Source organism: Pseudoroseomonas ludipueritiae, assembly GCF_014490445.1.
GTDB lineage: Bacteria > Pseudomonadota > Alphaproteobacteria > Acetobacterales > Acetobacteraceae > Pseudoroseomonas > Pseudoroseomonas ludipueritiae.
Window position 1 is genome coordinate 1 of sequence record NZ_JACTUZ010000063.1, and the last position, 23,266, is coordinate 23,266.

At 70.5% G+C, this 23,266-nt stretch carries 20 protein-coding genes and 1 tRNA gene; 14 read left to right on the plus strand and 7 right to left on the minus strand.

The features are described from left to right. The first annotated feature begins 344 nt into the window (after positions 1-344). Genes IBL25_RS14370 through IBL25_RS14380 form a run of 3 tightly spaced genes read left to right on the plus strand, consistent with a single transcriptional unit; the run spans position 345 to position 3,213 of the window. Positions 345-1,397 (plus strand): TRAP transporter substrate-binding protein, encoded by a 1,053-nt coding sequence (locus tag IBL25_RS14370; protein ID WP_187779234.1) that lies wholly within the window; start codon positions 345-347, stop codon positions 1,395-1,397. 17 nt (positions 1,398-1,414) lie between these two features. Beyond that, on the plus strand, positions 1,415-1,891 hold the full coding sequence (locus tag IBL25_RS14375; protein WP_367615613.1) for a TRAP transporter small permease: 477 nt from the start codon (positions 1,415-1,417) through the stop codon (positions 1,889-1,891). Then, a complete protein-coding gene (locus tag IBL25_RS14380) occupies positions 1,891-3,213 on the plus strand; it encodes a TRAP transporter large permease (protein ID WP_187779236.1) in 1,323 nt (440 codons plus the stop codon). Before IBL25_RS14375 ends, IBL25_RS14380 begins: the two co-directional genes overlap by 1 nt. Here IBL25_RS14380 and IBL25_RS14385 read toward each other — a convergent pair. Both IBL25_RS14385 and IBL25_RS14390 read right to left on the minus strand, forming a co-directional pair. Then, positions 3,182-4,141 (minus strand): helix-turn-helix domain-containing protein, encoded by a 960-nt coding sequence (locus IBL25_RS14385; protein ID WP_187779237.1) that lies wholly within the window; start codon positions 4,139-4,141, stop codon positions 3,182-3,184. The two genes, IBL25_RS14380 and IBL25_RS14385, sit on opposite strands and share 32 nt — an antisense overlap. Positions 4,142-4,150: 9 nt before the next feature. Next, entirely contained in the window at positions 4,151-4,846 is a 696-nt protein-coding gene (locus tag IBL25_RS14390; protein ID WP_187779238.1) for a MarC family protein, read from the minus strand. 112 nt (positions 4,847-4,958) lie between these two features. Here IBL25_RS14390 and IBL25_RS14395 point away from each other — a divergent pair, with 112 nt between their 5' ends. From IBL25_RS14395 to IBL25_RS14425, 7 genes are all read left to right on the plus strand, one after another. Then, a complete protein-coding gene (locus tag IBL25_RS14395) occupies positions 4,959-5,924 on the plus strand; it encodes a Gfo/Idh/MocA family protein (protein WP_187779239.1) in 966 nt (321 codons plus the stop codon). 91 nt (positions 5,925-6,015) lie between these two features. Continuing rightward, positions 6,016-6,387 (plus strand): hypothetical protein, encoded by a 372-nt coding sequence (locus IBL25_RS14400; RefSeq protein WP_194433719.1) that lies wholly within the window; start codon positions 6,016-6,018, stop codon positions 6,385-6,387. Between the two features lie 51 nt (positions 6,388-6,438). Further along, positions 6,439-7,287, plus strand: coding sequence for a pantoate--beta-alanine ligase (gene panC / locus IBL25_RS14405; RefSeq protein ID WP_187779241.1), 849 nt, complete (start codon positions 6,439-6,441; stop codon positions 7,285-7,287). 68 nt (positions 7,288-7,355) lie between these two features. Next, on the plus strand, positions 7,356-8,084 hold the full coding sequence (locus IBL25_RS14410) for a GntR family transcriptional regulator (RefSeq protein ID WP_187779242.1): 729 nt from the start codon (positions 7,356-7,358) through the stop codon (positions 8,082-8,084). Beyond that, positions 8,081-10,723 carry an aconitate hydratase AcnA gene (acnA, locus tag IBL25_RS14415; RefSeq protein ID WP_187779243.1) on the plus strand — a complete coding sequence of 881 codons (2,643 nt, stop codon included), beginning with the start codon at positions 8,081-8,083 and terminating at the stop codon, positions 10,721-10,723. The genes IBL25_RS14410 and acnA overlap by 4 nt, the downstream gene beginning before the upstream one ends. Beyond that, positions 10,720-11,862 carry a 2-methylaconitate cis-trans isomerase PrpF family protein gene (locus IBL25_RS14420; RefSeq protein ID WP_187779244.1) on the plus strand — a complete coding sequence of 381 codons (1,143 nt, stop codon included), beginning with the start codon at positions 10,720-10,722 and terminating at the stop codon, positions 11,860-11,862. Before acnA ends, IBL25_RS14420 begins: the two co-directional genes overlap by 4 nt. A 75-nt stretch (positions 11,863-11,937) precedes the next feature. Beyond that, positions 11,938-12,897 carry a Bug family tripartite tricarboxylate transporter substrate binding protein gene (locus tag IBL25_RS14425; RefSeq protein WP_187779245.1) on the plus strand — a complete coding sequence of 320 codons (960 nt, stop codon included), beginning with the start codon at positions 11,938-11,940 and terminating at the stop codon, positions 12,895-12,897. Between the two features lie 39 nt (positions 12,898-12,936). On the opposite strand, the gene IBL25_RS14430 is transcribed toward IBL25_RS14425, so the two are convergent. Next, the gene (locus IBL25_RS14430) at positions 12,937-13,215 is read right to left on the minus strand and encodes a hypothetical protein (protein WP_202986776.1); all 279 of its coding nucleotides are present in this window, start codon (positions 13,213-13,215) and stop codon (positions 12,937-12,939) included. Positions 13,216-13,624: 409 nt separating this feature from the next. Here IBL25_RS14430 and IBL25_RS14435 point away from each other — a divergent pair, with 409 nt between their 5' ends. The 3 genes from IBL25_RS14435 to IBL25_RS14445 all read left to right on the plus strand — a co-directional run bounded on the left by IBL25_RS14435 (position 13,625) and on the right by IBL25_RS14445 (position 17,767). Beyond that, complete coding sequence (locus IBL25_RS14435; protein ID WP_367615614.1) at positions 13,625-15,562, plus strand: hybrid sensor histidine kinase/response regulator; 1,938 nt, start codon at positions 13,625-13,627, stop codon at positions 15,560-15,562. Between the two features lie 95 nt (positions 15,563-15,657). After that, positions 15,658-17,346: a methyl-accepting chemotaxis protein gene (locus tag IBL25_RS14440; RefSeq protein WP_187779247.1), complete on the plus strand. Its 1,689-nt coding sequence runs from the start codon at positions 15,658-15,660 to the stop codon at positions 17,344-17,346. Between the two features lie 145 nt (positions 17,347-17,491). Continuing rightward, positions 17,492-17,767 (plus strand): hypothetical protein, encoded by a 276-nt coding sequence (locus tag IBL25_RS14445; RefSeq protein ID WP_187779248.1) that lies wholly within the window; start codon positions 17,492-17,494, stop codon positions 17,765-17,767. Positions 17,768-17,854: 87 nt separating this feature from the next. On the opposite strand, the gene IBL25_RS14450 is transcribed toward IBL25_RS14445, so the two are convergent. From IBL25_RS14450 to IBL25_RS14460, 3 genes are all read right to left on the minus strand, one after another. Then, positions 17,855-17,929: transfer RNA gene (locus IBL25_RS14450), tRNA-Gln, on the minus strand. Further along, entirely contained in the window at positions 17,920-18,822 is a 903-nt protein-coding gene (locus IBL25_RS14455; protein ID WP_238940435.1) for a 4-(cytidine 5'-diphospho)-2-C-methyl-D-erythritol kinase, read from the minus strand. The genes IBL25_RS14450 and IBL25_RS14455 overlap by 10 nt, the downstream gene beginning before the upstream one ends. Further along, entirely contained in the window at positions 18,819-20,540 is a 1,722-nt protein-coding gene (locus IBL25_RS14460; protein ID WP_187779249.1) for a tetratricopeptide repeat protein, read from the minus strand. Before IBL25_RS14460 ends, IBL25_RS14455 begins: the two co-directional genes overlap by 4 nt. Before the next feature lie 162 nt (positions 20,541-20,702). Here IBL25_RS14460 and IBL25_RS14465 point away from each other — a divergent pair, with 162 nt between their 5' ends. Further along, complete coding sequence (locus IBL25_RS14465) at positions 20,703-21,362, plus strand: Tat pathway signal protein (RefSeq protein ID WP_238940436.1); 660 nt, start codon at positions 20,703-20,705, stop codon at positions 21,360-21,362. Positions 21,363-21,366: 4 nt separating this feature from the next. Here the strand turns inward: IBL25_RS14465 and IBL25_RS14470 are convergent, their stop codons facing one another. Beyond that, complete coding sequence (locus IBL25_RS14470; protein WP_187779251.1) at positions 21,367-22,998, minus strand: electron transfer flavoprotein-ubiquinone oxidoreductase; 1,632 nt, start codon at positions 22,996-22,998, stop codon at positions 21,367-21,369. Between the last annotated feature and the right edge of the window lie 268 nt (positions 22,999-23,266).

The following is a 23,266-nucleotide window of genomic DNA, read 5'->3' on the forward strand; positions in this document are numbered from 1 at the left end:
ATGTCGCCTACCTCCCCACCAGCGGCGCCAGCAACACCCTCGCCGCCCGTTAACAGAAACGCCGCCCGGCCTTCCGGGCGCCACGGCTTCCCGCACCGCGCCGGGCTTCAGCCATTGAAGCCCGGCGCGCGCGCGTTTCCGCGCCCGCGTCGCACGGCGCCATAGGCAGGCGGCGGAAATCATCTATCCTCCCGAATCGCGAGCGGCGCAGGCCGCCCTGTCGGAACGGCACCGGCCCATGCTTCGGCCGCCGGATGCAGTCGCCGCCCGCAGAGGGGTGGCGCCGCCGCGGGCGCCACGCCGCCCGCCGGCCAAACAAGATGCTGACAGGGAGAGACCACGCCATGATCCGACGCAGAAACCTGCTGCATGCCCTGCCCGGCCTCCTGGCCGCGCCGGCACTGCTGCGGCCCTCCGATGCGCGGGCGCAGGAGGTGACGCTGCGCATGCACCATTTCCTGCCGCCCATCGGCAATGTGCCGCGCTATTTCCTGACGCCCTGGGCCCGCAAGGTGGAAAAGGAATCGGACAACCGCATCAAGGTCCAGGTCTTCCCCTCCATGCAGCTCGGCGGCGCGCCGGCGCAGCTTTATGACCAAGCGCGGGATGGCGTGGCGGACCTGATCTGGACCCTGCCCGGCTATACCCCCAACCGCTTCCCGCGCCTCGAAGCCTTCGAGCTGCCCTTCGTGGCCGACTCACGCGCATCGGTGAATTCCCGTGCCCTGCAGGCCTTCGCCGAGCAGCATCTGGCCGAGGAACTGCGGGAAGTTCACCCCATCGCCGTCTGGGCGCATGACGGCGGCCTGATCCATGCCAACCGCGCCGTGGCCACCATGGAGGACCTGCGCGGCCTGAAGCTGCGCTTCCCCACCCGTCTGGCCGGTGAGGCTTTGCGGGCGCTCGGCGCCGCCCCCATCGGCATGCCGGTGCCGCAGGTGCCGGAGGCGCTGAGCCAGCGCGTGCTGGATGGCGCCGTGGTGCCCTGGGAGGTGGTGCCCAGCATCAAGCTGCATGAGCTGGTGCGCTTCCACACCGCCATCCCCGGCACACCCACCTTCTACAGCGCCACCAATATTCTGGCGATGAACCGGGCCAAGTACGAATCCATGCCCGCCGAGCTGCGCAAGGTGATCGACGACAACAGCGGCATGCCCGCCGCGCTCGCCGCCGCCGCGCCCTATGACGACCAGGCCCGCGTGGTGGAGGAGATGGTGCGCCGCCGCGGCAACCAGATCAGCGCCATCACCGAAGCCGAGAAGAAGCGCTGGATGGAGGCGACGCAGCCCGTCATCGACAGCTGGCTGAACAGCATGAAGGACAAGAACATCGATGGCGCGGCGCTGCTGGCCTCGGCGCGCGCCCTGATCGCCCAGCACGCCTCGGCCGCCGGGTGAGCGCGCCAGCGGAGCCGGTGCCCAGCGGCCCGGTGCAGCGACTCGCCACCGCCCTCGCTCTGGCCGCCGGCGCCGTTCTGCTGGCCACGGCGGGGCTGACCACGGCCAGCGTGCTTTGCCGCTGGCTGCTGGGCCAGCCTATCCCCGGGGATTTCGAGCTGGTCTCCATCGGCTCCGGCCTCGGCGCCTTCGGCTTCCTGGCCTATGGCACGCTGGCGCGCTCCAATATCCTGGTGGACACCGCCACCACCTGGCTGCCGGCCCGCGTCAACCGCGGCATCGACGCGGTCTGGATGCTGGTCTGGGCCGTGATTCTGCTGGTGCTGGCGGAGCGCATGGCGCAGGGCGCGATGGATACCATGGGCTCCGGCACCACCACCATGGTGCTGGGACTCTCCACCTGGTGGGCCATTGGCATCGGCGCCGCCTGCCTCGCCGCCACGGCGCTGGTGGCGCTGCGCTGGTGCGGCTGGCTGCTGCGGGGGCGTGGCTGATGGCGCCCGAATTCGTCCTGGCCGGCACCGGCTTCGCGGCCATGCTGGTGCTGATCGCGCTGCGGGCGCCGATCGGCATCGCCATGCTGATCACCGGCGCCGCCGGCTATCACCACGTGGTCGGGCTCGACCCACTGCTGAACTACCTCAAGACCACGCCCTGGCATCTCTTCGCCAACTACACGCTCTCCGTTATTCCGCTCTTCATCCTGATGGGCAGCCTCGCCGAACGTGGCGGGCTGGCGCGGGATCTCTTCGCCGCCGCCCACGCGGTGATCGGCCGGCGGCGCGGCGGGCTGGCCATGGCGGTGATCGGCGCCTGCGCCGCCTTTGGCGCGGTCTGCGGCTCCTCCGTCGCCACCACCGCCACCATGGGCCGCGCGGCGCTGCCGGAGCTGCGGCGCTTCGGCTATGACCCCGGCCTTTCCACCGGCGCCATCGCGGTGGGCGGCACGCTGGGCGTATTGATTCCACCCAGCGTCATTCTCGTGGTTTATGGAATCAGCACCGAGCAGAACATCGCCAAGCTCTTCATGGCGGCGCTGGTGCCGGGGCTGATCGCGGTGTGTTTCTACCTGCTGGCCGTGGCGGTGGTGACGAAGCTGCGGCCGGCGCTGGCACCCGTCGCCCCCGCCCTGCCGGCCGGTGAGCGCCGCGCCGCGCTGGTGGCGGTGCTGCCGGTGCTGCTGATCGCGGTTGTTGTTGTCGGCGGCATCTATGGCGGCATCTTCACGCCCACGGAAAGTGCCGCGGTCGGTGTCATCGCCACCCTGGTGGTGGGCGTCGCGCGCGGCTCCCTGGGCTGGCGCGGCATCCTGGACAGCATCCGCGCCAGTGCCGAAACCAGCGCCATGATCTTCGTGATCCTGCTGGGCGCGGAAGTTTTCAATGCCTTCCTGGCGCTGTCCCAGGCGCCGGACCTGCTGGCCATGTGGATCACGGACCAGGGCTTCCCGCCCTATGGCGTGCTGGCGGCGATGCTGCTGGCCTATATCGCGCTGGGCGCCGTGATGGACGAGCTGGCGATGATCCTGCTGACCCTGCCGGTGTTCTTTCCCGTGGTCACCGCGCTGGATTTCGGCATGGACAGCGCCGATACCGCCATCTGGTTCGGCATCCTGGTGCTGATCGTGGTGGGCATCGGGCTGACGGCCCCGCCGATCGGGCTGAATGTCTTCGTGGTCTCATCCCTGGCGCCGGATATCCCGATCGCCCGCACCTATCGCGGCGTGATGCCCTTCCTGGCGACGGACCTGGTGCGGCTGGCGCTTTGCATCTTCTTCCCCGGCATCAGCCTCTGGCTGGTGCATCTGCTGAGTTGATCTCCGCATCCTCCCCCCGCGCCGCGCGCTGAAAGGCCAGGGGGGAGATGCCTTCCCGCCGCGTGAAGAAGCGGGAGAAATAGGTGGGCTCGAAGCCCAGCGCATAAGCGACCTGGGAGATGCTCAACGAGCTGTAACTGAGCATCCGCCGCGCCTCCAGCATCAGCCTCTCATGCACCAGCTCCAGCGGCGAATGGCCGGTCACGGCGCGGCAGGCGCGGGAGAGCGTGCTGGGCGTCACGCCCAGCTTCAGGCAATGCTCGGCCAGCCCGGCATGTTCGATGAAGTGGTCCTCCAGGTGGCGCCGGAAGCGCGCCACCAGTTCCGCCTGCGGCGAGCGCGGCTGGCGCGCCGAGGCCTCGGCCGCCGCCGCACGCTGCAGCAGCGAAAGGATGACCAGCACATGCCCCGCCACCGCCGCGCCGCGCCCCGGGCCGCTCCAGCGGAAGTCGCGCTCCAGTTGCGCGAAGGCGGCATCCAGCGCGCGGCGCAGCGGGTCCGGCCGGCGCAGGGTCAGGGCGATGCTCTCGCGCGGCTGCCAGGGCTCCGGCATCAGCCCGCGGCAGGTGGCCAGGAAGGCATCGGTCAGGGTCAGCACATAGCCGCTGCTGGGCTGGTCGTAGCGGAAGCCATGCACCTCGCCCGCCGGCAGCAGCAGCAGGAAGGGCGCGGTGAAGGTGAAGCGCCGCCGCTCCCCCTGCACCGTGCCGCCGCCCTGCTGAATCCAGAAGACCTGGTGCAGGTTGCGGTGGCGGTGCGGGCGGATGCTCCAGTCATGCCGCTGGCTGCGGGTGTAGAGCGCCTCCAGATGCACGGGGTCCAGTGAGGCGCGCGCCTGCGGCTCTCCGTAAAGGTCATAGGCAGGAATGGCGCCGCCCGCCGGGAACAGCGGGATGCGAGCCGTGCGGCGGGGCTGCCGTGCGCTCATCCGGCGTCTTCAGCGCGCCGAGATGGCGCTGTAGATGATGGGCGTCAGCACATCCTGCACGCCGCTGACGGCGATCTGGACGCCGATGCAGAGCAGCAGGAAGGCCGCCAACCGGTTCACCACCCGCGCGCCGTCCCGCCCCAGCAGTGCCACAAGCCGGCTGGCGGAACTGTAGAAAACCCAGACGCAGGCAGCCATCGCCACCGCCGCCGCCGTCACGCCGACCAGGAAGGTCCAGAGCCCCGGCTCCCCGGCACGCGGGCGGGTGGAGCCCAGGGCGATGGCCACGGCGATGCTGCCAGGGCCGGTGGTGAAGGGCAGCGTCAGGGGGAAGAAGGCGACATCCTCGGCATCTCCGGCGGGCGCGGCCTGCTGTTCCTTGCGGGCCTCGTGTTCCTCCGGCGCGTTCAGCAGGCTCCAGGCGCGCACCGCCACCACCAGCCCGCCGGCCAGGCGCAGGGCGCCCAGCGAGATGCCGAAGAAGTTCAGCACATAGGCTCCGCCCCAGAGCGAGACCAGCAGCACGATCAGGGAGTAGAAGCCAACCCGGCGCGCGAGCCAGTTCCGCTCCGCCAGCCCGCGCTCCTCCATCACCTGGTTGAAGATCAGCGCGCCGCTGAGCGGATTGACGATGGAGAACAGCGCTGGAAAGGCGAGCAGGAAGGCGGCGACGATGCCGGCCAGGGGATTCAGATCGGCGTACATGCGCCGGATCATGCCCGGCCTGCCGCCACCCCCGCAATCTGGCGCCGGCCGGGGGCTGGCCCGGCCATCGCGCGCGCCTTAATTTGCCGCCGGTTGTGTATATGAGGTTTCCATGGCGGCGCTCGCCCTTGGCATCATCGGCTTTGGCATCATGGGCGAAAGGCTGCTGCGGCAGGCGCTGCCGCACCCGGCCTTCCGCCTATCCGGCATCTGGGACCCCTCGCCGGAGGCCGCGGCGCGGCTGGCCGCCATCGACCCGGAACTGCGCATGGCGCCGGATGCGGCAGCGGTGATCGCGGGCTGCGACACGCTCTACATCGCCGCGCCGCCCGCCGCCCATGTGCCGCTGGCCCGCGCCGCCATCGCCGCCGGCAAGGCCGTGCTGCTGGAAAAGCCCCTGGCCACCGACCTGGCCGAGGCCGAGGCCTTCGTGGCGGAAGCCGAGGCCCAGGGCGCGCGGGCCGGGGTGAACTTCCCCATGGCCTCCTCCCCCGCCGTGGCGCAGATCGCGGCCTGGCGTGAGGAGATCGGCGTGCCGCAGCGGCTGGAGGTGGAGGCGCATTTCGCCCGCTGGCCGCGCGGCTGGCAAAAGGATGCCTCCGGCTGGCTGTCCCGCCGCGCCGAGGGTGGCTTCACGCGGGAAGTGCTGTCGCATTTCCTGTTCCTGACGCGCCGGCAGATGGGACCGATGCAGTTGCTCTCCGCCAAGGCGGATTTCCCGGGCGGCGACCTGTCGGAGACCGCCATCCAGGCCGAACTGACGGCCGGTGGCGTCCCCGTGCGCCTGTCCGGCAGCGTCGGCCGAATCGCCGAGGACGAGGCGAATGCCTGGACCCTGACCGGTGCCGGCGGCAGCATCCGGCTGCGCAACTGGTCGCTGGCGGAGCGGTTGGGCGCCGATGGCACCTGGCAGATGGCCCCCGATGCCATTCCCAACGAGCGGATGCGCCCGATGACGCTGCGCGGCCAGATGGACAAGCTGGCCGCCCTGACACGCGGCGAGCCGCAGGGCCTGGCGACGCTGCGGGAGGCGCTGGAGGTGCAGCGCATCGTCGAGGCGGTGCTGGCCGCCGGCTGAGCCTTCGTCACGAGGCCGGCAACGGTGCTTCTTCCGCTTGAAGCCGGCCGCCGCCGCCCCCAGGCTCAGTGATGATGGCTGGGAGGCGGCGGTGCTGATCAGGGATTTCCTCAACATCCTGCTGGATGACACGCTGGAAGAGGCCCGGATGCGCCGCCGCGGCCCCCAGTCGGCCATGGCCTTCGAGGGTGCCTCCCAGGCGATCGGCGAATGCCGGGAGGCCATGCGCGGCGAGCGGATGACGCAGCAGATGGAAGCTCTGCTGGCCCGCGCCCGCGCGGAATCCGCCACCGCCTCCGGTCAGCCGGATGAATGGTTCTGGATGGCGCGTGAGATGCACGTGGAATGGATCGCGCGCGTGGTCAGCGTGATCCTGCTCAGCCATGGCCAGCGCCCGATCCTGCCCCCCTCCCGCGAGGCCGCGATGGAAGCGGCCCGGCTGATCGGCCTGCCGGTGGCCTGACACCATCCGGCGGACTTGCCCCCGGATGAAACCTCGGGCAGAGCGCGCGCCATGAAGATCGCGCGAAACCTGTCGGAACTGAATGAGGCACTGGCCTCGCTGCGGAGCGGTGGCCGGCGCATCGGCCTGGTGCCCACCATGGGGGCGCTGCACCACGGTCACCTGGCCCTGGTGGAGGAAGCCCGGCGGCATGCCGATGCCGTGGTGGTTTCCATCTTCGTCAATCCGTTGCAGTTCAACCCCAACGAGGACCTGTCCCGCTATCCGCGCGATGAGGCCGGTGACCTGCGGAAGCTGGAAGGTGTGGGCTGCGACCTGGTCTGGCTGCCGCCGGTGGAGGTGATGTACCCGCCGGGCGCCGCCACGGTGATCGAGGTGGCGGGCCCCTCGGCGGGCTTCGAGGGCACGGCGCGGCCGGGGCATTTCCGCGGCGTCGCCACCGTCTGCGCCAAGCTCTTCAACCAGAGCGGCGCCGATGTGGGTGTGTTTGGCGAGAAGGACTGGCAGCAGCTTCAGGTGGTGCGCCGCATGGTGGCGGACCTGGACATGCGGGTGCGGATCATCGGCCATCCCACGGTGCGGGAGCCGGATGGGCTCGCCTCTTCCTCCCGCAATATCCGCCTTTCCCCGGCCGAGCGGGCATTGGCGCCGGTGCTGGCGCGGCGGATGCGGGAGGCCATCGCCGCCATGGCCGCCGGCGCATCGCCGGAGGGGACCCTGGCCACCACCACCGCCGCGCTGCGGGCGGATGGTTTCGCGCCCGGCTATCTGGCGCTGGTGGAGCCCGCCAGCATGGCCCCCTGGCCACCGGGCCAGGCGGGCGAGGCCCGACTGCTGGCCGCCGCCGGCCTGGGCGACGTGCGACTGCTGGACAATATGCCGGCGCATCTGCCCGGCTGACTTGTTGTCGACATTTTCCTGACTTTCGGCTGGCCCAGCAGACGCTTTCGTGCTTCCGTTCCGTCCCAATGGAGGAAAATGTCAACAACAACGCTGATGCCCTGAAAGAGGGCGCGCTGGCGCAGTCGCTGTTCCTGCGGCTCAGCGAGGCCATCATCCAGGGCGAGATCCCGCTGGGCAGCAAGCTCAGCGAGCCGGTGCTGGCGCGCCAGTACGGCGTCAGCCGTGGCCCGCTGCGGGAGGCGCTGAACCGCTTGCAGGAGCGCCGCCTGGTGGAGCGGGCGCCACGCCTAGGCGCGCGGGTGGTGACGCTCTCCGCCGATACCTTCCGGCAGATCTACGGGGTGCGGGAAGCACTGGAAGGCATGGCCGCGCGCGGCGCCGCCCTGGCGATGCGGGAGGAGGACCTCGCCCGGCTGCGCGACATCCTGGCGCGCCAGGAGGCCAGCATCGCCGCCACCGGCGATGACGCACCCAATGCCCTGGGCGCCATGGACCAGGATTTCCACGTCGCCATCGCCCGCGCCGCTGGCAATGCCCTGCTGGACGGGCTGCTGTGTGGCGAACTGTACCAGCAGTTGCGCCTCTACCGCTCCCAGCTCCGCAAGGTGGCGGGGCGCGGGCGGCGCGCGGTGGTGGAGCACCGTCGCATCCTCGATGCCATCGCCGACCGTGACCCCGACATGGCCGAATGGCAGATGCGGCGGCACGTCACCGCCTCCTATGCCGCGCTGGCGCCGCTGCTTGACGCCGTGGCGGCCAAAAATCCTTCTCCTGCCGAGGAACTTCCGGAATGATCCGCCACAGCAGCCTGCGCCTGGGCGAGCAGGTCTTCGACTGCATCGACCTCCCCGGCAACGTCGGCGAGGCTACCCTGCGCGCCCTGCCCTTCAGCCTGCGCGTGCTGCTGGAAAACCTGCTGCGGCATTATGACGACGACACGGTGACGCAGCGCGACATCGACGCCCTGCTGGCCGCCGCGAAGGGCGAGACGCCGCCTGGCGACATCGCCTTCCGCCCCGCACGGGTGCTGATGCAGGATTTCACCGGCGTGCCCGGCATGGTGGACCTCGCCGCTATGCGCGATGCCTTCGCCGCGCGCGGCGGCGATGCACGCAAGGTGAACCCGGTGATCCCGGTGGATGTGATCGTGGACCACTCGCTGATCGTGGACCATGCCGGCACGCCCGATGCCATGGCGCGCAATGTCGCCAATGAATACCGCCGCAATGCTGAGCGCTACAGCTTCCTGCGCTGGGCGCAGGATGCCTTCGGCAATTTCCGCGTGGCGCCGCCCGGCGGCGGCATCCTGCACCAGGTGAACCTGGAACACGTGGCCCAGGTGGTCTGGACACGGCAGGAGGGTGGGCGGACGCTCGCCTACCCGGATACGCTGGTGGGCACCGACAGCCACACCACCATGGTCAATGCGCTGGGCGTGCTGGGCTGGGGCGTCGGCGGCATCGAGGGTGAGGCCGCCATGCTGGGGCAGCCGCTGGTCTTCCGCCTGCCGCAGGTGGTGGGCGTGCGCCTGACCGGCACCCTGCCCCCCGGCGCCACCGCCACCGATCTGGTGCTGACCCTGACGCAGCGGCTGCGGGCCCTGGGCGTGGTGGAGAAATTCGTCGAGTTCACCGGCCCGGCGCTGGATGGCGCGTTGACGCTGGCGGACCGCGCCACCATCGCCAACATGGCGCCGGAATACGGCTCCACCTGCGGCTTCTTCCCAGTGGACCGGGTAACGCTGGATTACCTGCGCGACACCGGCCGCGCGGCGGGTCAGGTAGCACTGGTGGAAAGCTATTGTCGCGCGCAAGGACTTTGGCGAGAGCCGGGCGCACCGGAGCCACGCTTCGCCACGCTGGTGGAATTCGACCTTTCCGAGGTCGAGCCCAGCGTCGCCGGCCCGCGCCGCCCGCAGGACCGCGTGCCGCTGGCAAATATCCCCGCAAGCCTCAGCAGCTTCACCAAGCGCGATGCCGGGTATGGCTGGCAGGATGGCTTCGGGGATGGCGCGGTGGTGATCGCCGCCATCACCTCCTGCACCAATACCTCCAACCCGGCTTTGATGGTGGGTGCCGGCCTGTTGGCGCAGAAGGCCGTGGCGCGCGGCATGACCGTGCCGTCCTGGGTGAAGACCTCGCTCACCCCCGGCTCCCGCGTCGTGGCGCGCTATCTGGAAGCCAGCGGCTTGCAGCGCAGCCTGGATGCGCTGGGCTTCCATCTCACCGGCTTCGGCTGCGGCACCTGCGGCGGCAATTCCGGCGCGCTAGCCGAGGATGTCTCGGCGCGCATCAAGGACCGTGATCTCGTGGCCTGCGCCGTGCTGTCCGGCAACCGCAACTTCGAGGGGCGCATCCACCCGCTGGCCCGCGCCGGCTACCTGATGTCGCCGCCGCTGGTGGTGGCCCATGCGCTGGCCGGGCGCGTCACGCGCGACCTGACGGCGGAACCCATCGGCCAGGACCGCGAGGGCCGCGATGTCTTCCTGCACGACCTCTGGCCCAGCGCCGGCGAGATCGAGGCGGTGCTGCGCGATGCCGTCTCCCCTGAGCTTTACCGGCAGGAATACGCGCCGCTCTTCCAGGCCGATGACGATTGGCGCGCCCTGCCCGCCGGCGGCGACACGCGCTTCACCTGGCGCCCGGGCAGCACCTATATCCGCCGCCCGCCCTATTTCGACGCCTTGCCCCCCGGTGAGCCGCCACCGCCATCCCTTTCCGGCGCTCGGATACTGCTGCTGCTGGGGGATAGCATCACCACCGATCATATCTCTCCGGTTTCCGCCATTCCGCAGCAGTCCCCGGCGGGAGTCTTCCTGGCGGAGCAACAGGTCTCCCCCGGCGAGTTCAATGCCTATGGGGCGCGGCGTGCGAATCATGAGGTGATGATGCGTGGCACCTTCGCCAATATCCGCCTGCGGAACGAGATGGTGCCGGGCCAGGAAGGCGGCTTCACGCGCCACATGCCCAGCGGCGCGGTGATGACGATCTTCGCCGCCGCCACGCGCTACAAGGCCGAGGGCGTGCCGCTGGTGGTGGTGGCGGGCCGGGAGTACGGCACCGGCTCATCACGCGACTGGGCGGCCAAGGGGCCGGCGCTTTTGGGTGTGCAGGCTGTGATCGCGGAGAGCTTCGAGCGCATCCACCGCTCCAACCTCGTCAGCATGGGTGTGCTGCCGCTGGAATTCACCGGCGGCGCGACGCGGCTGACGCTGGGGCTGGATGGCTCCGAGCTGTTCGAGGTCGAGGACTTGGCGCATCAGGCCCAGCCCGGCGCCGTGCTGCGCGCCACGCTGCGCCGCGCCGATGGACGGGCAGAAATCCTGCCCCTGCTCTGCCGCCTCGACAGCCGCTACGACGCGCGCGTCTGGCGTGCCGGCGGCATCCTGCCCTTCATGTTGCGCAACCTTTCGGCACAGGAGCAGGCGGCATGAGCCTGCGCGGTCTTCCCGCCGTCTATATGCGCGGCGGCACCAGCCGCGCCCTGTTCTTCCACCGCCGCGACCTGCCGGCGGCGCAGGCGGAATGGGACCCGATCTTCCTGGGCGCCCTTGGCAGCCCCGACCCCAATGGGCGGCAGCTCGATGGCATGGGGGGCGGCATTTCCTCGCTCTCCAAGATCGCCGTGATCGGCCCGCCGACGCGGGACGATGCCGATGTGGACTATACCTTTGCCCAGGTGCAGGTGGATGCGCCGGTGGTCGGCTATCGCGGCAATTGCGGCAATATCTCCTCCGCCGTCGGGCCTTTCGCGGTGGAGGAAGGTCTGGTGGCGGCCAGCGGCGACGAAGCCACGGTGCGCATCCACAACACCAATACCGGCAAGATCATCGTCGCCCGCTTTCCGCTGGAGAATGGCCGGCTGGCGCCGCGCGGGGATTTCGCCTTGCAGGGCATCGCCGGCACCGCCGCGCCGATCCGCTTGGCCTTCCTGAACCCTGGCGGCGCCGCCACCGGGCAGTTGCTGCCCACGGGCCGGGCGCTGGACAAGCTGGACGTGCCGGGGCTGGGCGTGATCGAAGCCTCGATGGTGGATGCCGCCAATCCGGTGGTCTTTGTCACCGCCGCGGCACTGAGCCTTTCCGGCACCGAGAGCCCGGCCGCGCTGAGCACGCCGGAGCGGCTGGCACGGTTCGAGGATATCCGCGCCGCCGCCGCCCTGGCGATGGGGCTGGTGCGCGACCTCGACGAAGCCCGCACCCGCCTGCGGAACCTGCCCCAGGTCGCGCTGCTGGCGCCGCCGCAGGATGCCCCGGCGGCGGATGGCAGCATCCTGCCCGCCGCTTCCATGGATGTCCTGGCGCGTATGATCTCCGCCGGGCAGCCACACAAGGCGACGCCGCTGACCGGCGCCATGTGCCTCGCCGTCGCGGCGCGGGTGCCAGGCAGCCTGGTGCAGCGCCTGGCCCGGCCGCGCGGGGCGGAGGAGGATATCCGCGTCGCGCATCCTTCCGGCATTCTGCCCGTCACCGCGCGCACCCGGCTGGAAGGCGGCACGCTGCTGGCCGAGGAAGCCGTGGTCTACCGCACCGCCCGCCGCCTGATGGAAGGGAGAGTGCTCTTCCCCGACTGAAAATACTGCCTGCCCCGCCATGCCGGCGCCAGACCGGCAAGGGGAATCGCCAAAACACAACGAGGAACGTTCCCCATGAAACGTCGCAGCCTGATCGCCGCCGCCGCGCTGCCATTCCTGCCGCCCGCGCGCCATGCCTTTGCCGCCGAGGCCCTGCCCAACCTGAACATCCTGGTGCCCGCCGCCCCCGGCGGCGGCTGGGACGGGCTGGGGCGGGCCATGGAGCATGTCGCCACCCAGGCCAAGCTGGTCGGCCGCTTCCAGTTCGAGAACCTGCCGGGCGGCGCGGGCACGGTGGGGCTGGCGCGTTTCGTGACGCAGCGGCGCGGTAAGGCGGATAGCCTGCTGGTGGCGGGCTCCAGCGTCGTCGGCTCCGCCATCGCCAGCAAGTCGCCCGTCAGCCTGAAGGACGTGGTGCCGGTGGCGCGGCTGACCGAGGAAGCCGCGGTGATCGTGGTGCCCGCCGACAGCGAATTCCGCGACATCCGCCAATTCGCTGAAGCCCTGCGGGCCGAGCCGCGCGGTATTCCCATTGCCGGCGCCGGCGGAGGCACGGTGGACCACATCGTGCTCTGCCTGCTGTTCAAGGTGCTGGGGCGAAAGGCGCTGGACGCGCAATTCGTCTCCTTCCCCGGTGGCGGCGCCACGCAATCGGCGGTCATCGGCGCCCAGGTGAAGGCGGCCGTGGCGGGGTGGAGCGAATTCTCCGAGCAGGTGGCCGCCGGCCGCGTCCGCGCCCTGGCCACCAGCGGCACGCGCCGCCTGCACCCGGATGTGCCGACGCTGCGGGAAAGCGGCTACGACGTCACCACCACCAACTGGCGCGGCATCTTCGCGGCGCCGGGCGTGCCGGCCGCCGGCCAGCGCGCGCTGGCCGATTTCGCCGCCGCCCTGCACGCCACTCCCGCCTGGGCGGAGCTGCTGAAGACGCGCGGCTGGGACGATGCCTTCCTGGCCGGCCAGGACTTCGCCGCCTTTGTCGCCAAGGACCAGGCCGATACCGAAAGCGTGCTGAAGGAACTCGGCCTCGCCTGACGGCGGAAGGGGCGGGCCTTCCTCCGCCCCTTCCCCGGCTCAGGCCACCGGCTGCGGCATCTGCGGCCCCGGCGGGCTGATGGAGGGCACTTCCGCCGGCTGCGAGGGCACCGGGGTTTCCGGTCCTGGCCCCTGCGGCTCCGGGATGGAAGGGGGCAGGCCGGGCAGTTCCGGCGGCGCGCCCGGCGGCGGTGTGGGCTGCGGCGTTTGCGGCGTGCTGGGCGGCAGGCCGGGCAGCTCGGGCGTGGGCGTGGCGGGCACGGCGGGCTCGGGGTCCTGATCCGCGAGAACCATCGGCATGATATCTGGACGGGTCATGGCTGCTTGCGCTCCATTCATGCGGTGGCAACGCCCCGCCGGAGCCCCCGTTTCCTGCCGCCGCCACCGCCACTTGTGCGGCGCGTGGTGGCGCGGCGGCGCCGGCCTCGCGTGGAACACCGCCGGCGCGCGGCAGCGGCGGGGGAGCCGGCGATTGCCGGGGCTGCCCTGTTCAACCTAAGATGCGGCGCAGAAGCCATCTCCGACACGCTTTGGTGCATGCGATCATGATGATGCGGCTGGGCCGCATTGCCGATGATCCACAGGAGTTGAAGGTTTGAAACGCGGGCCGCCGCAACGCATCTTATGACATGGCCGCCTGTGGCGATCTTTCTGCGGCCATCTTTCTCGCGCCATGAAAGCCGGGTTCAGCGCCCTTGACCCAGGGGACCGAAGGAACAAAGCCAAGGTGTCCTTGACCACCAGTACCTATGAACTGCTGATCCGGAGCGTCGTCGATTACGCCATCTTCATGCTCGATCTGGATGGGCATGTGATGAGCTGGAATTCCGGCGCGGAGCGCATCAAGGGCTACACGGCCGAAGAGATCATCGGCGAGCATTTCTCCCGCTTCTACACGGAGGAGGACCGCGCCGCCGGCCTGCCCGCCAAGGCACTGCGGATCGCCACGGAAAGTGGCCGCTTTTCCGCCGAGGCCTGGCGCATCCGCAAGGATGGCGCCCGCTTCTGGGCCATGGTGGTGATCGACGCCATCTACCAGGACGGCAGGCTCATCGGCTTCGCCAAGATCACCCGCGACATGACGGAGCAGCGCAAGGCGCAGATCGCCGCCATGGAAAGCGAAAGGCGCTTCCGCCTCCTGGTGGAAGGCGTGACGGATTACGCGATCTATATGCTCGACCCGGATGGCAGGGTCAGCAACTGGAATGCCGGCGCCGAGCGCATCAAGGGCTATGCGCTGGCGGATGTTGTGGGCCAGCATTTCTCCCGCTTCTACACGCCCGAGGATGTCGCCGCCGGCCTGCCCAGGCGGGCCCTGGAGACGGCGCGCAGCCAGGGCCGCTACGAGGCCGAGGGCTGGCGCATCCGCAAGGACGGCACCCGCTTCTGGGCCAGCGTGGTGATCGACGCGATCTATGACGAAGGCCAGCTGATGGGCTTCGCCAAGATCACCCGCGACCTGACCGAGCGTCGGGAAGCGCAGCAGCAACTGGAACAATCGCGCGAGCAACTGTTCCAGGCGCAGAAGATGGAAGCGGTGGGCCAGCTCACCGGCGGCCTGGCGCATGACTTCAACAACCTGCTGACCGGGATCAGCGGCAGCCTGGAATTGCTGAAGGCGCGCGTGGCGCAGGGGCGGCTCAGCGACCTTGACCGCTACATCAACTCGGCCCAGGGCGCGGCCAGCCGCGCGGCGGCGCTGACGCACCGGCTGCTGGCCTTCGCGCGGCGCCAGACCCTGGACCCCAAGCCCACCAACCCGAACAAGCTGGCGGCCGATATGCTGGACATGGTCCAGCGCACCGTGGGGCCGGGGATCGCACTGGAGACGGCGCTGGAGACGGGCCTCTGGCCCACACTCTGCGACCCCAACCAGCTGGAGAACGCCATCCTGAACCTGTGCATCAATGCGCGGGACGCGATGCCGGATGGCGGGCTGCTGACCATCGAGACCGCCAATGCGCGGCTGGATGACGCCACCGCGCGCCTGCATGGCGTGGAGCCCGGGGAATATGTGACGATCTCCGTCACCGACACCGGCACCGGCATGCCGCCCGATGTGGCGGAGCGTGCCTTCGACCCCTTCTTCACCACCAAGCCGACCGGCCAGGGCACCGGCCTTGGCCTTTCCATGATCTATGGCTTCGCCAAGCAGTCCGGCGGGCAGGCGCGCATCCGCTCCGAGGTCGGGCGCGGCACCACCGTCAGCCTCTTCCTGCCCCGCCACCTGGGCGAGGCCGATGAAGCCAACCCGCCGTCCCAGCTGCCCAGCCTTCCGCGCGCCGAGGCGGAGCAGACGGTGATGGTGGTGGATGACGAGCCGACGGTGCGGATGCTGGTGGCCGAGGTGCTGGAGGAACTCGGCTATGCCGCCATCGAGGCCGCCGATGGCACATCGGGGCTGAAGGTGCTGCAATCGGATGTGCAGATCGACCTGCTGATCACCGATGTCGGGCTGCCGGGCAATGTGAACGGCCGCCAGATGGCCGATGCCGCACGGCAGACCCGCCCGGACCTGAAGGTGCTCTTCATCACGGGCTATGCCGAGAACACGGTCCTGGGCAGCGGCATGCTGGAGCAGAACACGCATATGCTGACCAAGCCCTTCTCCATGGAAGCCCTGGCCAGCCGGGTCAAAGCCATTGTCACCTCCGCCCCCGCCTGAGGCCGCATGGCGCCTTTTCCGGTGCCGCCACGCCGCATAGAGAGGGCGTTAATCCCCGCGACCTAAGCTGTGGCTTTCAGCTCCTTGGGTCGACCATGTTCCAATCCCTCTCGCATCTCAGCATCCGCAACAAGATCCTGGCCGCCTTCTCGCTGGCGCTGCTCTGTACCCTCGGCCTCGGCGGCTTCTCGATGAACCGCCTGGGCGAGGTGAATGCCGCCGCGACGGATGTCGCCACCAACTGGCTGCCCTCCAGCACCGTGCTCGGCGATCTCGCCATGGAATTCGAGAAGCTGCGCGCGCGGGAATCGCAGATGCTGCTGCGGCAGGGCGACAAGGTCGCCGATTCGGTGAGGCTGGTGGAGGACAGCACCCGCCTCGTCGAGGCGGCGCTGGCCGGCTACCGGCCACTCGTCTCGCTCGGCAGGGAGACGCAGCTCGTCGCTACCATCGACAGCGCCTGGCGCCAGTACCAGGACGTGTCGCGCCAGATGGTGGCGGCCGTGCGGGCCGGCGAGCAGGCGCGGGCGACGGAGATGCTCTTCGGTCCCGCCAGCGCGGCACTGGGCGGGCTGCGCGATGCCATCGAGGCGGCGCGGAACTTCCAGACGGCGGGCGGCAAGGCCGCCGGCCTGCATGGGCAGGAACTGGGCGCCTCCGCCCGCCTCTGGATCGTGGCGGTGATGCTGCTGGCGGCGTTGCTCAGCATCACCACCGGCATGGCCGTGGTGCGCGGAGTCGCGGCGCCGATCCTGGCCATGACGGCGGCGATGCGCCGGCTGGCCGAGCGCGACATGGCGGCGCCGATCCCCGGCACCGGGCGGGGCGACGAGATCGGCGGCATGGCGGCGGCGGTGCAGGTCTTCAAGGACAGCATGATCGCCGCCGACCGGCTGAGCACCGAGCAGGAGGTCAGCCGCGCCGGGCGGGAGAAGCGCGCCGGTCAGGTGGATAAGCTGGTGCGCGACTTCGAGAGCCGCGTGGGCGATATGGTGGGCATCCTTTCCTCCGCCTCGACGGAGTTGGAAGCCACGGCGCGCAGCATGTCCGCCACCGCGCAGCAGACCAATGCCCAGGCCGGCGAGGTGACCGATGCCGCATCGCTCGCCGGCGGCGGCGTGCAGACCGTCGCGGCGGCGGCGGAGGAGTTGAGCGCCTCCATCGGCGAGATCAACCGGCAGGTGACGCAGGCTTCCGGCGTGGCCAGCATGGCGGTGGACCGGGCGCGCCAGACCGACGTGACGGTGCGCGCCCTGGCCGAGGGCGCCAGCAAGATCGGCGAGGTGGTGGGGCTGATCACCTCCATCGCCGGCCAGACCAACCTGCTGGCGCTGAACGCCACGATCGAGGCGGCGCGGGCGGGCGAGGCCGGAAAGGGCTTCGCGGTGGTGGCCAGCGAGGTGAAGAGCCTGGCGCAGCAGACCAGCAAGGCGACGGAGGAGATCAGCGCGCAGATCGGCCAGATCCAGGCGGCGACGCAGGAGGCGGTGAACGCCATCCAGGGCATCACCAGCGCCATCGACGACATGAGCGCCATCACCACCACCATTGCCGCGGCGGTGGAGGAGCAGAGCGCGGCGACCGGTGAGATCGCCCGCACCGTGCAGCGCACGGCGGAGGCCACGGATGCGGTGTCGCGCAACATCGGCGCCGTCAGCCGCAATGCCAATGACACCGGCGCCGCGGCGTCCCAGGTCCTGGCCGCCGCCGGGGAGCTGTCGCGCCAGTCCGAGCAACTGACCGGGGAGGTGAACAGCTTCGTCAGCCAGGTGCGGGCCGCCTGAGGGGCGGCACGCGGCGCGAAGGCCAAGCTTATCCGCCTTCGCGCCCGGTCATCCCCAGGTTCCCCCGTAATCCCCGCTTTTCCGCCCTGGCGGCAGAACCCGGCGGCGGACACAGTCGGCGCAGACATCATGGGGGGCTTGGAAGATGGGCAACCGCCAGACTGGCATCCGCGTGACGCTGCAGGGTGCGGACGACGTGGCCGTGGAAGCAGCGGCCGAGGAACTGAAGCAGCGCCTGGGTTCCCGCTTCGCGGTCCACACCCGCCGGCGGCGGCGTGACGGGGCGGAACTGGTCCTGACCGCCACGCTGATGGCGAGCACAACCGCCAGCGTCGATGCCGCCGCGAGCGACCTGATCGACCTGATGTATGCGCATCAGGCCCGCGAAGGCCGCGAGCCGCCGCGCCAGGACGCGGCATAACCGCCAGGCCAGGGCTGCGCACGGTGGTTGCCGCCAACAGGGGGAATTGAGCGCTCGCCAGGGCGGCTGTTGTTCAGAAAGGCCGGCTGGTTGGGGCGCCAGGATTCGAACCTGGGAATGGCGGTACCAAAAACCGCTGCCTTACCGCTTGGCTACGCCCCACCGGCCAGCGCTGAATAGGCGGGCAATGGGGGATTCGTAAAGCCCCCTCCCCACCGCCACCACGCTTCAGGCAAGATTGCCGCCGCGCTTTCCGCCGATCCGGCATCCGGAAACAGCGCGAAGCAGGTGGCGCCGGAGCCGCTCATCCGCGCCAGCAGGCAGCCGGGCAGCGCCGCCAGGGCCGCCAGCACCTCCGCCACGGGGGGACAAAGGCTGATGGCGGCCTCCTCCAGGTCATTGCGGCAGGCGGCCAGGCTGCGGGCCATGGCGGCGGCATCGGCCCAGCCGGAAGGCAGCACGGCGGGTGGGGTGAAATCGCCCCGCCGCGCGCGGAACACCGCCGGGGTGGGCAGCGGCAGGCGCGGATTGGCCAGCAGGATGCCGCATTCCGGCATGGCAGGCGCGGCGGAAAGGATCTCGCCCACGCCCTGCATGCGAGTCGCACGGCATTCCAGGCAGACCGGCACATCCGCCCCCAGGCGTGCCGCCAGGGCCGCCAGGGCTTCCGGCGCGGTGCCCAGGCCCCAGGCGCGGTCCAGCAGCCGCAGCGCCGCCGCGGCATCGGCCGAGCCGCCACCGATGCCGGAAGCCACGGGCAGGTTCTTCTCCAGCCGCAGCCGGCCGCTGGCGGGGATGCCGGCGGCCTCGGCCAGCAGGCGCGCGGCGCGCAGCACCAGGTTATCCGGCTCGGCGGCCAGGGTGGCGCCCTCGCTGCCTTCCAGCGCCAGGCTCAACGCCCCGGCGGGCTCCAGCCGCAGCCGGTCGCCGGCACCCGCGAAGGCTACCAGCGAATCGAGCAGGTGGTAGCCATCCGCCCGCCGCCCGGTGACATGCAGGTAGAGGTTCACTTTCGCTGGGGCGGCTTCCCACCCGGCCAGGGGCAGGCCGCTCAAGGCTGGGCGGGGTTCGGTTGCCGCTCGCGCAGCTTGGCCTCGATGCGCGGCCCTTCATCCGGCTCGGGGTCGGAAATCAGCGCGCGGCGCCATTGGTAGACCGCCTCGGTCTGCCGGCTGGTGGCCCAATAGACATCGCCCAGGTGGTCGTTGATGGTGGAGTTGCGCGATTCCAGCTCCACCGCCTTTTCCAGCCACTTGGTGGCCCCGGGCAGGTCCCCCAGCTTGAACAGCGCCCAGCCCAGGCTGTCGGCGATATTGCCGTCCTGCGGCCGCAGCGCCACGGCGCGTTCCAGCATCTCCCGCGCCTCGGTCAGGTTCTCGCCCCGCTCCACCCAGCTATAGCCGAGGTAGTTCAGGACGTAAGGCTGCTCCGGCGCCAGCTCCAGCGCGCGCTTGAAATCGGCCTCCGCGCGCGGCCACTGGCCGGACCGCTCCAGCGAAATGCCGCGGGCATAAAGCAGCGGCCAGCCGCTGGCTTTCAGCTCCCCGGCGCGGGCGATGGCGGCGTCATAGGCCTCCACCGCCTCGGGGAAGCGCTGCCGCGCCCGCAGCAGGTCCCCCAGCCGCGCCATGGGCTGCGGCGAATCCGGCCGCGCCTGGGCCAGGCTGGCCAAGGTGGCCATGGCTTCATCCGGGCGGTCCAGCTGGTCCAGCAGGGTGGCGCGGCGCAGCAGCACCAGGGGCAGCAGCGGGTCGTCCTGCGGCACGTTCCCCAGCACGGCCAGGGCGGCATCGGTGTGCTTCTCGCCAGTCAGGGCCTCGGCGGCCACCAGCATGGCGGGGGCGAAATCCGGCCGCAGCCGCAGCGACAGCCGCGCCAGCAGCAGCGCCAGCTCCGGCCCGCCCTGTCCGCGCAGCGCCGCGGCCAGGGCCAGCTCGGCCTCCGCCATACCTTCCACGGCGGAGGCCACGGCGCGTTCCTGCAGGATGCGGCGGCGCACGGCGGGGGTGCCGAGCATGGCGAGGTCGTCAGTGCCGGTGGAGATGCTTTCTACCAGCTTCATCGCCTCGGCCTCCTTGCCGGCGCGGCCCAGGATGCCGGCGGCGATCTGCACCAGCCGCAGGTTCACCTCCGGCGTATTGGCCAGCGCCACGCGGATCAGCCGGTCGGCTTCCTTCGGCCGGTTGCCCAGATCGGCGATCATGGCCGCGTGCAGCGCCGCGATGCCGCTGAGGCGGGAGCCCTCCACCGTGGGCTTCAGCGTCGCCAGGGCGGCATCGAAATTACCGCGCCCCGCCTGCGCCCAGGCCAGCAGCAGCGGCTGCAGCACCTGGCCGGCGCCCTGCCGCGCCATGCCGCGCAGGCGTGTCTCGGCCCTTTCCCAGCGGCCGGCCATGGCATCGGCGCCGGCCAGCAGCAGCGCCGCCACCTCGCTTTCCGGCATGCGCCGCGCTACCCGCACCGCTTCCGGCCGGCCGTCCAGCACCGTGGCCAGGAAGGCGCGGTTGATCACCTCGGGCTCGTTCGGCGCCAGGCGCAGCGCCTCCAGCAGCCAGTCGGCGGCGGCGGCGGTGTCCGACTCGCTGGTGGCGAAGCGGCCAGCCAGATAGGCACCGCTGGCTGTCACGCGCGTCCTGGCTTCCGCGGTGGCCGGGGCTGAGGCGGGTGCCGGGGCGGCGAAGGCGCCCGGCCAGGGCAGTCCACCGGCTGCGGTGCCTGTCAGCAGGGCCAGGGCCAGCAGCGCGGCGCGGCGGGAGGGGATGAGAGCGAGCATGACTGGCAGGTTAGAGCCAATTCCCGGCGGCTGGGAACGCCCTGCGCGCAGGCGCCGTTCCTTCGCGCGGAACAGGCACGGAAAGCACCGTGGCACCTTGCGGCTGCGGCCATGCTTCCGAATGTAAGGGAATGCGCGCCGTGCCGCGCGATGGAGGACCTGATGCGACCGCTTCTGCTGGCCCTGGCGCTGCTGGCCGCCGGCCTTTCCGCCACCCCTGCCCTGGCCCAGAACCGCTTCTGGCTGGTCAACCAGGCAGGGCTGACCATCGAGCATGCCTATGTCTCGCCCTCCCGCCTCACGGACTGGGGCTACGACATCCTGGGCGGCACCCTCGTGAAGCCCGGGGAGCAGGTGCGCGTCACCCCCTCCGCCAAGGACTGCGTGCTGGACATCAAGGTGGAATACGAGGGCGGGCAGGAGGAGGAGAAGATGGAGGTGGATGCCTGCCGGCTGGACCGCATCGTCTTCACCAATCCCGGTGGCCGGGCGGAGGGTCCTGGCGGCTGGGTGGAACTGGCGAAGGACGGCCCCGGCGGCCGCATCAGCCGCGAGGGGGAGGATGAGGCAGGGCTGTCCTTCACCTTCATCAACCGCAGCGGCGAGACGATCCGCGAACTCTATATCTCCCCCAGCCATGAGGAGAGCTGGGGCAACGACCGCCTGGGCCGGGGCAGCCTGGCGGATGGGCGCCGGCAGCGCGTGTCGCTCACCGGCCAGCCCGGCTGCGTCGTGGATATCCGCGTGGTCTTCGATACCCACCGGTCGCAGGAGCGACGCCATGTCGCCGCCTGCGGCCGGCCGGAGATCCCCTGGCCCTGAGGCGCTACATGCCGCCGATGTAGTTGGGGCCGCCCGCGCCTTCCGGCGTGCACCAGTCGATGTTCTGGTCCGGGTCCTTGATGTCGCAGGTCTTGCAGTGGACGCAGTTCTGCGCGTTGATCACCAGGCGCGGGTCGCCTTCCTCCGCCCCCACGGCCTCATAGACCGCCGCCGGGCAATAGCGGCTCTCGGGCGAGCGGAAGCGGTCCCAGTTCACCGGCTTCCAGAGCGAGGGGTCGCGCAGCTTCAGATGCGCCGGCTGGTCTTCCTCGTGATTGGTGTTGGACAGGAAAACCGAGGACAGCCGGTCGAAGGTCAGCACGCCATCCGGCTTGGGGTAGCTGATCTTCGGGCACTGGTCGGCCGGCTTGGTGGCCTTGTGGTCGGTATGGTGCGCCAGGGTCCAGGGCGCCTTGCCGCGGAACACATAGGTTTCCACCGCCGCGTTCAGCATGCCGCCCCAGAAGCCCCACTTGGCGAAGCCGGGGCGGATGTTGCGCACCTCCTGCAGCTCCGGCCAGACCCAGCTTTCGCGCAGCGAGGCGGGGTAGGAATCCAGCACCGCCGGCGCTTCCTCCGCGCCCTGCGCCAGGGCGGCGGCGGCGGCCTCGGCGGCCAGCATGCCGCTCTTCATGGCGGTATGGGTGCCCTTGATCTTGGGCACGTTCAGGAAGCCCGCCGAATCCCCGATCAGCGTGCCGCCGGGGAAGACCAGCTTCGGGATGGACTGGAAGCCGCCCTCGTTCAGCGCGCGGGCGCCATAGGCCACGCGCTTGCCGCCCTCCAGGATGGCGCGGAAGGCCGGATGGGTCTTGAGGCGCTGGAACTCATCGAAGGGCGAGAGCCAGGTATTGGGATAATCCAGCCCCACCACGAAGCCGATGGAGACCAGGTTCTCCCCGAACATGTAGAGCCAGGAACCGCCATAGGTGTCGGATTGCAGCGGCCAGCCGGTGGAATGCAGCACCTTGCCGGGGGTGTGCTTCTCCTTCGGGATTTCCCAGAGTTCCTTGATGCCGAGGCCATAGGTCTGCGGCTGCGCGCCCTCGCGCAGGTTGTACTGCGCCATCAGCTTCTTGGTCAGTGAGCCGCGGCAGCCCTCGCCGAACAGCGTATAGGTGGCGCGCAGTTCCATGCCGGGCTGGAAGTTCGGGCCTTCCTCGCCCTCGCGCGTGATGCCCATGACGCCGGCGACGACACCGCGCACCCGGCCATCCTCGATGATGGTCTCGGAGGCCGCGAAGCCCGGATAGATCTCGACGCCCAGCGCCTCGGCCTTGGCGCCCAGCCAGCGGCAGACATTGCCGAGGGAGACGATGTAGTTGCCGTGGTTGTGCATCTGCGGCGGCGTCGGCAGCTTATGGGCCTTGGTCGCCGTCAGGTAGAGGAAGCTGTCCTCGCCCGCCGGGGTGGTGAGCGCCGGCGGGTCTTCCCGCCAGTCCGGCAGCAGCTCGTCCATCGCGCGCGGCTCCAGCACCGCGCCGGACAGCGTGTGGGCGCCCACTTCGGAGCCCTTCTCCACCACGCAGACCGCCATGTCGGGAGATATCTGCTTCAGGCGGATCGCCGCCGCCAGCCCGGCCGGGCCCGCGCCGACGATCAGCACGTCGAATTCCATACTCTCCCGCTCGGTCATTCTCTGTCCCTCTTGAATCGTATTCTCGGCATCCCGCCTGCCGGGCTTAGCCGGATCACGGGCCCTGCGGAACCCTTGCGCGAACCCGGCACCCCGGCCGATATGCCAACCATGAACCCCGCCCCGCCCAGCCCAGCGGAAGCCGAGACCGCCGCCCTGCTGGCGGCGCTGCGCCTGCAACTGGACTGGGGCGTCGACGAGGCCCTGGCGGAACTGCCGCTGGACCGCCTGGCCGCGCCACCGCCGGCGCCCGCCGCCCTGCCCGCCG